The organism is Singulisphaera acidiphila DSM 18658 (genome assembly GCF_000242455.2).
Lineage (GTDB): Bacteria > Planctomycetota > Planctomycetia > Isosphaerales > Isosphaeraceae > Singulisphaera > Singulisphaera acidiphila.
Window position 1 is genome coordinate 6,880,761 of record NC_019892.1, and the last position, 12,667, is coordinate 6,893,427.

Here is a 12,667-nt window from a genome sequence, read left to right on the forward strand (position 1 = left end):
GGAACGGGGTGCCTCGCATGCGCCCGAGGTTCGGTTCAAGAGTCGTTTGCGATTCGATTCAAATTCAAAAAGGAAGAGGCCGCCGCCCCGCTCTCGTTGGGAGTCGGGAACGGCGGGCCGGTTAGGGGCTGTCGTCCGATGCCGGTTTGAGCACCGGCGCGAGCTTCCCCAGCGACTCGAGTTTCTTGCGAATCTCCGGGAGTCGCTTGTCGGTCGGAATGGCCTTGGCGGCCGATTTCTCAGCTTGCTCCCAGGCGGTCTTGGCTTTCGCGTTCTCCTGGAGCCGGAAGTAGACGTCGCCCAGATGCTCGAAGATTGTGGCGTCGCCGCCATTATTGAGCGTCTTGACGGCCTTCTCCAGGGGTTCGAGTGCTTCCTTGGCCTTGCCTCGCTTGTAGAGGACCCATCCCAGGCTGTCGAGATAGGCGCTTTCGTCGGGCTTCTCCTGGAGGGCCCTGCGAATCATCGACTCGGCCTGCTCGAGCTTCTTGCCCTGGTCGGCGTACAGGTAGCCCAGGTCGTTGTTGACCCCCGGATCGTCCGGATTGTGTTGGAAGAGGATCTCGAGTTCCGCCTCACCTTTGGCAAAATCGCCCAGGTTGACATAGGCGACGGAGAGACCGGAGTGAGTGATCTCGATGATCTCCTCGTTATTCGGATAGCGCTCGAGGAGTTCCTTGTAGAGGGCAATCGCCTCCTCGTTCTTGCCGTTCTGGAGCAAGATCGACCCGTAGAGCCGATTGAACGGGGCGTTCGACGGATCATTTTTGAGGACGCTCTTGAAGAGGTCGATCGCCTCGTCGAGCTTGCCGACCATGCTCAGCGACCAACCCAAGACGAACTGGGCCTCGGGGTTGACCGGTTCAAGCTTCAAGGCTTCACGAAGACTCTCGATGGCACCGGGGAAGTTATCGGCCCGGCGGCGATACTCCCCAAGCTGGGTGAGGGTTCGCGCGTTCCGTTCCTCGGGGTACTTCGCCATCATTTGCTCGATGGTTTCCCCTGCCTCGCCATACTTGCGAAGCCCTTCGAGGGCGTGCGAAATCTCCCGATACAACTGGGGACTTGGGTCTTGCTTGAGTGTCAGGCGGAGGATCGGGACGAGCTTGTCGAGCTGGTTCGACTCGCTCGCGATGACGGCGAGGATGTCGATCGCGGAGCGATCAATACCGGGCGGTTCGGAGGAGAGCAGGGCATTTCCCGAGTCGAGGACCTCACCAGCAAACCCGGGGTCGGCGATCACAGCCTTGATTTGCGGGGTGACGGCCTCGAATCCCCCTTCCTTCTTCCGGGCCTCGGTAAAGACCTTGAGAAGCTGTGCGGCTTTCTTCCGTTTCAGGAGTGACGTTGCCAGTGCGCTGTAGCCTTGCGGGGTCGGCTGGGCCTCGAGGAGCGACTTGTAGAGAGCCTCGGCCTTCTCGACCTGCCCCGACTCACGGTAGCGATCGGCCAGGGCATATTGGAGGGAGAGGTTCTTGGAGTCGAGCTTGGCGGCTTCTTCAAGCCTGGGCGTGATCTCACCTTCGCGTTTGAGCTGGGTCAGGATTTTTGCGAGCAGTTCGTAGCCGTCGCTTCCTTGCGGTTGCCGCTTGAGGAATCGTTCGACGAGCCGAAGCGCCTGTTCGCCCTTGCCGGACTTCAGCAAGGCTTGTGCGAGGCTGAGCGGAATGAGCGGATGATCTTCGTTATAGACAAGGCCGCGTTCGTAGGCTCGGATAGCCAGGTCGAGGCGGTTGTCGTCGTCGAAGACTTTGCCGAATTCAAGGTAAGCGTCTGCGGGCTCGTCGCCGAGGATCAGAAGCTGTTCCCGGAAGGAAAGGCGGTTGGCTTCCTTTTCGTCGAGTTCGTCGAGGAGCTTCGCGAATGCGTCCGCCGCCTGCTTGATCCGCCCGAGCTTGGTATCGAGCTTGCCGAGCTCGTACTCCGCGAGCAAACGTCCCGGCATGTGGGGACCGAGCTTGGGATTGTCCAGCACGCTTTTCAACATCGCCTCAGCGCCCATAAAGTCGCCGTTGCGGACGTAGTGGTTGATGAGCCGGCTGATTGTGTCGGTATCGCCCGGGTCAGCGTCGAGAACACGACGGCTATAGCTCAGTGCCTGGTCGGTGCGTTTGAACAGGAAGCAGAGCCGACTGAGTCGGCGAAGCACCGAGACCGAGTCGGGTTCAAGCTTGAGAGCCTCTTCGAGGAGAGCGATGGCGTCGGACCAGGCTCGCTGATCTTCGAGGGCCCGAGCGGTGCTGAAATCCCGGAGCGCCTCGACTTGCCGTTGATCTTCCACGGTTCGGGGAGTGCGAGGGACAAAGGCCTCGGGCGGGTCTTCGCCGGGCAATCCGTAGAGGGCGGCTCCCTTGGGCTGATTCGCCACGGTGGTGGCGGGTTCTGGCTTCGCATCAAGAGGCGGGTCGGCCCAGGCAGCGCACGCAACGAAGCCGAGAGCCACGGCAATGCACGACAGGCCTGCGCTTCGTGGACGGATCAACCAGACCATGTTGAAGCCTCCTCCGCCTCAAATCCGTCATCAGGGAAGCACTTCGCCCCCCTTCGGAGCGGGGGCGAAAAGGAGGCCGAGACGTCTCAAGGCCAACCCTCCTACGCGTTCCCCTACACCCGCTCCATACGGCAGTTATGTTATCACGGTCAGACGATGCCTGCCAAGCCCCCGAGCGCTCTCGGGGGGAGGTCGGAACGTCGAGAAATCACCCTGTTGGGACTGTCGTCGCCTTGGGACCGGCCTTGGTCTGCCACCCCTTTGGGTTCGTGTGAGCGAACCCCGGTGGTGAACAGGCCTTGGTTTACTTGGGGCGTCCCGGCTTGCCCTTGGCGGCCTTCGGAGACGCTGGCTCAGCCGCTGTTGAGGGTTCGGCCGGGGCCGCTGATTTGGCGGAGGAGGCCTTGGCGACTTTCGTCTCGTCCTTGGCCGGCTTGGCGGCAGTGGCGGCCGGCTTGGGGTGGAGGGCTTCCTCTTTGCGGATCAGCGCGGTGGGGCAGGTTTTCCGGAGCTCACAGCGCGGGCAATCGGGGATTCCCTCGACACACGTATCGTGGGCGAGTTCCTCGATCAGGTCGGCGAATTCGAGGCCACGGTTCTTGGGCACGGCGCGTTCGAGGAGCGCGCGGGTGGTCGTGGCGTCGGTTCCCGGGTCCACGACGCCCAGTCGCTCCAGAGCGCGGCGAGCGGACTCGTCCACCGGGATGGCATGTCCCCCGAGCGACGTCTGGATGACGGTGGCCATCACGTAGTCCGAGGCCAGGACCTCATATTCCTGAAGCACCTTGACCGATTCTTTGAGGGGCTTTTTGGCCAAGGCCTCGAGTGTGAAGCCATAGGTCTTTTCAAAGAGCTGGCGCAGGAAGCGGCGAATTCGATAGGCGCGATCATCCGAGTTCGGGAACCCGGCCAGGGCCGCTTGGATTTCTTCGAGTGAGCTGACGCGGACTTCGTTCCAATCGAAGAAGTCGTCTTTGAAGCGAGCGAGGGCCAGGGTGGCCTGTTCGCGCGACGTATCTTCGTGGCAAATGCCAAACACGACGGCTTCGAGAACCGTGAGCCGAGCCGAAGTCGGCTCGGCTTTCGGCTTATATCGCTTCTTCAGAATCGTGTGGACGTCGGTCAGATACTGCGCTTTGCTTTGTGTAGCCATGGCGTACGTTTCGGTGCGCGATAAGGATGAAAAAATAAGGTCTTGCGGAATCGAAGAGAGGAGGATCAGTGCGTTGAAACGCTCCAGCGTCTCCGGTCAGGAGAGGCTGGGACGCGAATCGCTTTCCGATTCCGGCTCGTCGGACTCGGGTTCCGCATCCGATTCCGCATCCGTCTCAGTTTCCAGTTCATCGGACTCGGGTTTGCGGTCCGAGGCGATGGCGGTGTCAATCAGTCGCGAGATTTCGATCGACTTTTTGACGCTCTCATCGCGTTTGAAGAAGATCGCCGGGGTGAACCGGGTCTGAAGTCGTGCCGCGACGCGGGATTGGATGAAGCCGGAGGCATGCTTCAGGCCGGCCATCGAGCGATCCTGATCGGCCGGACTGCCCATGATGGAGACGAGGATCGTGGCGTTGCGGAGATCGCGCGAGAGTTCGACGTTGATTACGGTGACCGAACTAACGCGCGGGTCGGCAACCTCGAAAAGGATTGCCGAAGAAACGACCTCACGGATCGCCTCGGCCATTCGCAGGCTGCGGTGAGATGGCATGGAGTGTCAGACCTCTGTGATGACCTGGCTCAGAAGCTCGGCACGAGGATAAGCGGCCACGGCATCGGCGACACGGTCGAGCGTCTCGCGGGTGTCGCGCCGGGTCCGACCGACGACGGCAACAATTAATAAGGCGTGCGCAGGGTCGTCGATGCGGCCGTCCTCGGTGATTGAGACATTAAAATGCTGGCGCAGTTTGCTCATGATCGCCTGCATCCGTCGTCGTTTTTCCCGAAGCGATTCGCAGTTGCCGACTCGCAGTTCCAGGCGAAGCGTCGCCAGAGTCATGGGCCTGCCTCGGCTCGGCAATTCCGATCACGACCCGGGAAAGGAGACCTACCCGCGAGAGTAGGTCTCCTCAAACGAGGGCGTCAGGGCTCGATCAAAGCGTACGGCGGATCACGTCGATCCGATAGGCTTCGATCACGTCGTCGGTCTTAAGATCGTCGAAATTGGCGATCTTGATCCCGCACTCGAAGCCTTCGCGAACCTCTTTGACGTCGTCCTTGAAACGTTTGAGTGCTTCAAGTGACCCCTTGTAGATCTCACGACCCTCACGGATGATCCGTGCCTTGGCCGCGCGTTCGATGCTTCCCTGGGTGACGAAGCAACCGGCGACGGTTCCCACCTTCGAGATCTTGAAGGCTTGCCGGACCACGGCACGGCCGAGGTGGACCTCCTTGATTTCGGGGACGAGCAACCCTTCGACGGCTTTCTTGATCTCATCCGTCACCTGGTAAATGATGTCATACCGGCGGATGTCGATCTTCTTCTCGTCGGCCAGAGTGACCGCACGGTCTTCTGGTGCGACGCGGAAACCGATGACGATCGCCTGCGAGGCATCGGCCAAGAGGATGTCGCTCTCGCTGATCCCGCCGACCCCCTTGAGGAGGACACGGATCGGAACCTCGGGGTTCTCCAGCTTCTCGAGCTCCTTGATCAAGGCTTCGAGCGATCCCTGGACGTCGGTCTTGAGGATCAGGTTGAGGCTCTTGAGCTTCTGCTCGGCCATCTTGCTGTACAGGTTTTCCAGCGTGACGGCTTGGCGCTCGCCCAGGGCGACCCCACGTGTGCGGAGGCGACGCGTCTCGGCAATCTCGCGAGCTCGCGAGACATCCTCGACCACACCGAACTTCTCGCCCGCGGTCGGCACCTCATCCAGTCCAGAGACTTCGACCGGCATCGACGGCCCGGCCTCGGTCACCGAATTTCCCTTGTCGTCGAACAGGGCGCGGACCCGGCCGAAGCCATCGCCGCAGACCATGACGTCGCCAACCTTGAGCGTCCCGTCCTGCACCAGGACGGTGGCCACGACGCCTCGCCCTTCGGAGATCGAGGCTTCAAGGCAGGTGCCCGTGGCCGGCCGCGAGGGAGTCGCCAAGATCTCACAGCGCAGTTCGGCGACGATCCCGAGCATTTCCAGCAGTTCGGGGATCCCTTGCCCGGTCACGGCAGAGGTCTTCACGACCGGGGTGTCACCGCCGTACTCTTCGGGAGCCAGGTCCTGTTGTGAGAGCTCGCCGTAGATCTTGTTGAGGTTGACGTTGGGCAAGTCGATCTTGTTCAGGGCGATGACGATTGGCACGTCGGCCGCCTTGGCGTGTGCGATCGCTTCCTGCGTTTGCGGCATGACGCCGTCGTCGGCCGCGACGACCAGGACGACGATGTCGGTCACGTTCGCTCCGCGAGCACGCATCGCGGTAAACGCCTCGTGGCCCGGAGTGTCGACGAAGGTCAGCAACTTCCCTTCGTGCTCGACCTGGTAGGCACCGATGTGCTGGGTGATCCCACCGCTCTCGCCCGACACCACGTTCGACTTGCGGATCCGGTCCAGGAGCGACGTCTTGCCGTGGTCGACGTGCCCGAGAATCGTGATGACCGGAGGCCGGGGAACCTGGTTGAGGACCTCGGCTTCGTCCGGCTCCCACGCTTCGAGCAGGTCGTCTTCAGCCGTCCGCTCGTGAATCACCTCAAGCTCGACGCCAAACTCCATCGCGAGCATGACGGCCGATTCTTCTTCGAGGTTTGCGTTGATGTTGACCTGCAAACCCATGCTGTTCATCATCCGCTTGATGAGATCATTTGCACGGATGCCGATCGCTTCGGAGAGACTGCGGACGTTAATCGGCGGTTCGATCTGCGCGTGGCTCTTGCGGGCCGGCACAACCGCGGCGCGGTGACCGCCACGGGAGCCTTTCCGGCCACCCCGCGAGCGACGTCCATCGTCGTCGGTCTCGTTGAGGAGCGTCGCGGCGGGCATGGGTGAAGTCACCCGCCGTTCGGTGGCCCGCTCATTGCGCTTGGCGCGTCGCCCGGCACGATCGGCAGGGGTTCCCAGGCGAGCTGCCCCGGCCTTCCCCTTACGATCCTCTTCTTCTTCGGGAGTCGGCGCGACCGGTGCGGAACCGGGGGCGGCCGGCGCTCCCGTCGCGGGGCGACGGAGCAGGGGATTGGCACCAGGCATGCCGGGCCGTGGGGCACCGGGTCCCCCCGTTGCTCCCGCAGGCCGTCCGGACAGGCCGGGCCGAGATCCGGGCGCTCCACCAGGCCGTGAACCGGGACCGCCCGGCGCCTGAGTGCCGAGTTGCCCCGACCTCATCATCGCCATCAACTCTTCGGGCGTATACCGCTTCTCGGGGCGCTGAGTTTTGACTTCAGGACCACCGCCGCCGGGGCGAGGAGGGGCAGGGCGTCGGGGCGGAGGCTGCGAGGTCTGGGACGCGACCGGCGGCAACGGTCGGCGGGGACCGAGCGGCGCATCGCGACGGGGACCGCCGCCTCCCCCTTGTTGCCCCGCGTTGTTGTCATCGAAGCGCCGGGGCTGGCCCTGCTGTTGCTGCTGGGGAACATTGGGCCGCTGAATCGGCTGTCGCACGCCCGCCGGGGAAACGTAGTCGCCTCGCTTCAAGGGGGGCGGCGTGCTCGGATTGGGCCGGTAGTCGGGCGGAGGCGAAGGCGGTCCTTGGGGCCGAGGGGCAGCCCCCGTGGGACCACCTCGGTGCGGCGTGTGGCCGGAAAGTGGCCCCGAGCCCGACCTGGGGGGCGAAGTCAGCCCGCTCGAACGTGTCGGCGGTGCGCTCGGAGCCGCCGGTGCAGCAGGACCGGACGCGCTCGGAGCCGCCGGCGCATTCGCGGCGGGCGCCGCACTCGGTGCCGACGACAGGGCACTCGGGGCCGGGGCGGTCGCGACTGGCGGGGTCGCCACGGGCGCGGGGCGCGGGGCGGCGGCGAGAGGCTGCGCGGGGGCCGGTGAGGCCGACGGAACAGGGCGGTCGCTGGGGACCGGCGGGGAAGCGGCCGAAGCGCTCGGAGTTGTCCGAGTCGGCGGTGGGGCTGTCGCGCTGATGGCGGGCGTCTCCGAGGTATTGGGACGAGGCGAAGGCTGGGCGGGAGGTACTTCCGCAGCAGGAGTTGAAGCCGAAGAGGTCGAGCCGTGCATCAATTGCCTGATCTGGTCGACCGCCGATGGGTCCAAGCTCGCCAAGGCGCTGAGCTTGACGTCAAGGCCCCATCGCTGGATCCGGTCAAGCAACTCCTGGCTCTTGAGACCCAATTCCTTCGCCAACTCATGGACACGCGTGGACAACGGCAACTCCTCCTGGGTGGGGCCTCGGCCGACATTCGGCCGGACCAGCCCGATCGTTCAAGGGTGATACCACGCCTTGCCGACCGCTCCCCAGGCTGAGGCCATTCAGGGCGGAGGGTCGGCAAGGTCGAAACGCGGTGGCAGGCCCATGCGGGGCCTCATGGTTTGTGCATATCCGACTCGCGTCCCTCGACTTCGTCAGTCGAGATAGGTTCCAAGGGGGGCGTCGGGGGGACATCCCGCTCCGCGCCGGCCTCTTCGGCCTCGATCTCTTCGGGCGATACGCCCTCTTCTACCGCTTCGGTCACGATCCGAGCGGTCTCGTTCTGATCGGCATCACTCGGTGGCGCAGTAATCTCTCGGCCATCTTGGTCCGTCGTGCCTTCCGACGCCAGGGCCAGGTCGCGGATCTCATCCGACTCCGACGATACTGTCAAGTCCGACTCATCGCCAGCGTCGGTCTCTTCCTCCGTTGCATCAAGCGAATCTTCCTCACCAACAGCACTCGTTCTGCCGTCTGACTCGCTGAACAGGTCGTCCAGGGTCGGCCGGCCCGTGCGCCCTGCCGTCCCATCAGCGGCTATGGCCGCAGGCTCTGCACTGCTGGTTTCGACAGGAGCCGGTGCCGGTGTGGCGGCCGGACTACGGGCCCCCTTACGTCTGGGCATTTCGTCAGCCTGAGCCTCGGCCAAGGTCTCGGCCTGGGCGACAATCTCCCGTGTCTGTTCTTCGGTGAGACCTTCAATGGTGTTCACCAGGTCGTCGATTTCCATGACCGAGAGATCGTCGTAGCTGAGGATCCCTTGCTCAACCAGCTTCTCGGCCAGGTCGGTATCGACCCCATCGATCTTGGTGAACGCCCCCACCGCTTTCTCGATCAGCTCATCGAGTTCTTCGGAGGTCATGATCTCGATGTCCCAGCCCACCAGCTTCGAGGCCAGCCGGACATTCTGACCACGTCGTCCGATGGCCAGCGAGAGCTGATCTTCCCGAACCAGGACGATCGCCCGGCCCAGCAATTGGCAGAGCATGACCTCGTCGATTTCGGCCGGCTGAAGTGCATTCGGGATCAGCACTTGGAGCGATTCATTCCAACGCACGATGTCGATTCGCTCGCCCCCGAGCTCGTCGACGATGTTTTTGATTCGAGTGCCCCGGACGCCGACGCAGGCACCCACCGCATCGACCTTGGAGTCGATCGAGGTGACTGCGACTTTCGAGCGGTAACCGGCTTCTCGCGCCAACGCCCGGATGCTGATGATCTGGTCCGCGATTTCGGGGATTTCCAGCTCGAAGAGGCGGCGAACGAAGTCGGGGTGGGTCCGGCTCAGGATGATCTTGACCCGCTGGCCGACTTTCCGAACGTCGAGGATAACGCCGCGGATCCGTTCGTTAGGGTGGTGACTCTCGCCCGGAATCTGCTCGCTGCGTGGGAGCAGGGCGTCGGTCTTACCGAGGTTGACCGTGACGGCCCCCCCCTCGAACCGCTGGACGGTCCCGGTAATTAGGTCACCACGTTGATCCTCGAATTCCTCGAACAGGCTATCCCGTTCGGCTTCGCGGATCTTCTGGATGATGACCTGCTTGGCTGTCTGGGCCGCGATTCGTCCCAGTTCGGCCGGATCCATCCGAGCGCCATCTTTGGTGGCCTCGATCTGGCCGGAGTCAGGATTGATATTAACGACGATTTCGGCCGCTTCGGGATAATGCTTCTTCGCCGCGGTGGCGAGCGCTGACTGTATCCCCTCGAAAAGAATATCCTTGGAGATATTTTTTTCTCGGTGGATGCTATCCACGATGCGAACCAGGTCGACGCTCATTCGATGACTCCGAGACGTGCCGGGACTAGGGGAAGCAGAGCAATACCAAACCTCGCCCCCAAGGAGGCGTGGTTCGGATTCATGCCACAGCGTGCCGACCCTTGGGCAACGCCTCCTTGGACAACCCCGCATCTCCCTTACGACCGGGCCAACCCGACGTGAAAGAGACACGGTGTTTCACCGTCAGTGGATCCTTATCCACCTACGGCTCCAAGAGTTTAATCTAACAGGCGGTTGACAGCACTGTCAAGCGGCCGAACAATTGATCCGAATCACGGTAAGGCGAGGGTTCGTTGATGCTATCCGCGTTCGATCATGACGATCTCCGTTCGGCCCTGGAGACTGCCGGCTGGCGTTGCACCACGCAACGGTTGGCCGTCTACGACCACTTGAGTTGCGCCGAGCATCACCCGACCGCGGAAGAGGTCTACCAAGGGGTGCGGCGGATCATCCCCAAGATCAGCCTGGCGACGGTTTACAAGGCCCTTGAGGCGCTTGTCGCCAGCGGGGTGGCCACGAAGCTGACCGCCGGTGACGGGTCGGCCCGGTACGATGCCCGGAGCGACCAGCACTATCACTTGCGCTGTCTTCGGTCGGGTTCCGTGCACGACCTGCCGACGCCTTTCGACCCCGACTTGATCGCGAAGCTTGACCCCGCGCTCATGCAAACACTCCGGCAGCAAGGATTTCAGGTGACGGGATATCGGCTTGAACTGGTGGGCTTCTACGACCAGGACGCAGTGAACAATGCGGTGGACGGCGAGGGGTCGGCCGCCCAATGAACCCGGGAAATCACGAACCGCCCGCGTTGGTCGACACTCACGCCCATCTTGACGCTCCCCGGCTCCGTGACGACTTGCCCGCCGTCCTGGAGCGAGCCCGAACCGCCGGGGTGCGCCAGATCGTGGCGATCGGGACGACGGCGGAGGATAGCGAAGCGGTCACCAAGATCGCTCGCGACTATGCTGGGGTATTCGCCGCAGTCGGGATTCACCCGAACGACGTGTTCGAAGCGACTCCCGAGGACTGGCAACGCGTCCTGGCGTTGCTCGAGGAGCCCAACGTCGTTGCCCTCGGCGAAACAGGACTCGACCGGTATTGGGACCGCACCCCTTTTTCCCAGCAGCAGGAATGGTTTGAACGCCACCTTGAACTGGGCCGTGAATCGGGGCTCCCCCTGGTGATCCATTGCCGGGACAGCCAACAGGACCTGATCGCCCAACTGACCCGGTTCAAAGGGCCCGTGCATGGGGTGCTGCATTCGTTCACCGGGTCATGGGAGGACGCCCAAGCGTTTCTCGACCTGGGCCTTCACCTTTCGTTCGCCGGGATGGTGACATTTACCAATCGAACCCTGGATTCGCTTCGCGAGGTGGCCGCTCGCGTCCCTCTCGATCGTTTGCTGGTCGAGACGGACAGCCCCTATTTGAGCCCCCACCCGCATCGCGGTGCCACCAACGAGCCCGCCCGTGTGACGTTCACCGCCGAACGACTGGCGCAGCTTCACACCCTCTCTCTTGCGGAGTTTTCCCAGATCACCACATCCAATGCCCAACGCGTCTTCAAACTTCCCGCGGACCAAACTCTTTGACCGAACCTCCGCCTCTTTCTCGTCTCTCTTTATGGGCGGGTTCGCCGTCACAAATCGACCGCGACGGCGAATACACCCTTGATCCCCCTGTTCGGCCCAAGTCACAAGGCCGGTCGAATTCGTGGGGTCGAGACATCTTCTGAGAACCTTCTCTCGCGAAGAGACGTAAGTATCTACACGTTGGCCCGAAGTTTGCTTGACAACAAGATTGACCACACCGTGATTCACTCGGGTTGTTGAACAGTCTCTCAGAGGTTGATTATCATGGGCTTGACACTGGACTTGAAAGCGATCTTGGTTTTGGCCCCGATTTTCGGTCTTTTGGTGCTCGGTCTCGTCATTACCTTGCGGAGTGGGGTTGCCAGTTTGTCGACGCATCAGGGCGTGGAGCGGTTCATCGGCAACCTCTCTCAGTTGTTGCTCCGGATGGCGGGTTATGCCATTGGATTACTCATGCTGCAGCGCTTTATCGGTGCACCGTTTTGAAGTTCTGACCGCAGTCGATTTTGTGAACCGAGATCAAGTCAGCCGGCCCGCACGATCGTGGATCGATCGTGCGGGCCGGCTCATTTGATGCGAATGACTGGGTTCACTTGCCGGGTGCCCTGTTCAGACACCACGGGCTGCGGGATGCCAGAGGATCTTGTGCTGCTGGAGTTGCAGTCGAATTGGGAGCTGGGTCTCGAGAATCCAGGCGGCTAACTCGGTCGGATCGACTTTTCCAAAGCAGCCGCTGAAGAGGACGGGACAGCGCTCGGTCAGGCGATGGGCACGGGTCTGCGCAACCGCCCAATCGAAATCCGCCCAATCGCAGAGGACGAACTTGATCTCGTCGGTCGGCTTGACCAGGGAAAGGTTGCTCCAGAGATTCGCCTTTTCCTCGCCCGATCCGGGGGTCTTCAGGTCGAGGATCACGTGGACTCGACGATCGACCGGCGCAATGTCCAGGGAACCGCTCGTTTCGAGCAGCACCGTTCGGCCGGCGTCGGCAAGCCGGACCATCAGAGGGAAGACCTCGGGCTGGAGCAGTGGCTCACCCCCGGTCAACTCGACGAGTGGGTCGCCGAGGGCCAAGGTTCGTTCCACGACCTCGTCGAGCGAAAGGAGATTCCCTTCCGTGAATGCGTGGGGGGTGTCGCAATAGCCGCAGCGCAGGTTGCACGCCGTCAGCCGGATGAAGACGCAAGGCAACCCTGCAAAGGTGCTCTCACCTTGAAGACTTCGATAGATCTCATGGATCATGAGCGACCCCGCCGGCTTCCCTTGAAGCGGCCGAAGCCGCTGGGGATGGAGGATCGTCGACGCGGGGCCCGGCGGCGTCAAGGGAACCGAGGCGTCATTGATGGTGACAAGAGTGCGCGGCATTTTCCCTCTTCGGTGCGGAAATCTTCAGAAAGAGAATAGAAAAGAAGGGAACCCAGGTATCGGCTCCCTGAAAAGTTCTTCAATTCACGGGCCAAGTGAGCATTGATGA

General features: G+C 62.4%; 11 protein-coding genes. 4 read left to right on the forward strand and 7 right to left on the reverse strand.

Annotated features, from left to right (window positions below; genetic code table 11):
- Positions 1–121: 121 nt before the first annotated feature.
- The 5 genes from SINAC_RS26985 to infB form a co-directional block, all read right to left on the reverse strand.
- Positions 122–2,491 (reverse strand): tetratricopeptide repeat protein, encoded by a 2,370-nt coding sequence (locus SINAC_RS26985; protein ID WP_015248742.1) that lies wholly within the window; start codon positions 2,489–2,491, stop codon positions 122–124.
- A 304-nt stretch (positions 2,492–2,795) separates the two neighbouring features.
- On the reverse strand, positions 2,796–3,644 hold the full coding sequence (locus tag SINAC_RS26990; protein WP_015248743.1) for an endonuclease III domain-containing protein: 849 nt from the start codon (positions 3,642–3,644) through the stop codon (positions 2,796–2,798).
- Between the two features lie 96 nt (positions 3,645–3,740).
- Positions 3,741–4,196 carry a 30S ribosome-binding factor RbfA gene (rbfA, locus tag SINAC_RS26995; RefSeq protein ID WP_015248744.1) on the reverse strand — a complete coding sequence of 152 codons (456 nt, stop codon included), beginning with the start codon at positions 4,194–4,196 and terminating at the stop codon, positions 3,741–3,743.
- A 6-nt stretch (positions 4,197–4,202) separates the two neighbouring features.
- Positions 4,203–4,484 (reverse strand): DUF503 domain-containing protein, encoded by a 282-nt coding sequence (locus SINAC_RS27000; protein ID WP_015248745.1) that lies wholly within the window; start codon positions 4,482–4,484, stop codon positions 4,203–4,205.
- Positions 4,485–4,578: 94 nt separating this feature from the next.
- Complete coding sequence (infB, locus tag SINAC_RS27005; RefSeq protein ID WP_244884901.1) at positions 4,579–7,104, reverse strand: translation initiation factor IF-2; 2,526 nt, start codon at positions 7,102–7,104, stop codon at positions 4,579–4,581.
- Positions 7,105–7,180: 76 nt separating this feature from the next.
- Here infB and SINAC_RS41400 point away from each other — a divergent pair, with 76 nt between their 5' ends.
- On the forward strand, positions 7,181–7,849 hold the full coding sequence (locus SINAC_RS41400) for a hypothetical protein (protein WP_244884902.1): 669 nt from the start codon (positions 7,181–7,183) through the stop codon (positions 7,847–7,849).
- Between the two features lie 91 nt (positions 7,850–7,940).
- Here the strand turns inward: SINAC_RS41400 and nusA are convergent, their stop codons facing one another.
- Positions 7,941–9,602, reverse strand: coding sequence for a transcription termination factor NusA (gene nusA, locus SINAC_RS27010; protein ID WP_015248747.1), 1,662 nt, complete (start codon positions 9,600–9,602; stop codon positions 7,941–7,943).
- A gap of 296 nt (positions 9,603–9,898) precedes the next feature.
- Between nusA and SINAC_RS27015 the strand changes: the two genes are divergently transcribed.
- From SINAC_RS27015 to SINAC_RS27025, 3 genes are all read left to right on the forward strand, one after another.
- Positions 9,899–10,384: a Fur family transcriptional regulator gene (locus tag SINAC_RS27015; RefSeq protein ID WP_015248748.1), complete on the forward strand. Its 486-nt coding sequence runs from the start codon at positions 9,899–9,901 to the stop codon at positions 10,382–10,384.
- Positions 10,381–11,193, forward strand: coding sequence for a TatD family hydrolase (locus SINAC_RS27020; RefSeq protein ID WP_015248749.1), 813 nt, complete (start codon positions 10,381–10,383; stop codon positions 11,191–11,193). Before SINAC_RS27015 ends, SINAC_RS27020 begins: the two co-directional genes overlap by 4 nt.
- 264 nt (positions 11,194–11,457) lie before the next feature.
- Positions 11,458–11,679, forward strand: coding sequence for a hypothetical protein (locus tag SINAC_RS27025; protein ID WP_015248750.1), 222 nt, complete (start codon positions 11,458–11,460; stop codon positions 11,677–11,679).
- A gap of 123 nt (positions 11,680–11,802) precedes the next feature.
- On the opposite strand, the gene SINAC_RS27030 is transcribed toward SINAC_RS27025, so the two are convergent.
- Positions 11,803–12,558, reverse strand: a complete 756-nt coding sequence (locus SINAC_RS27030) for a radical SAM protein (RefSeq protein ID WP_015248751.1) — start codon at positions 12,556–12,558, stop codon at positions 11,803–11,805.
- Positions 12,559–12,667: the final 109 nt, after the last annotated feature.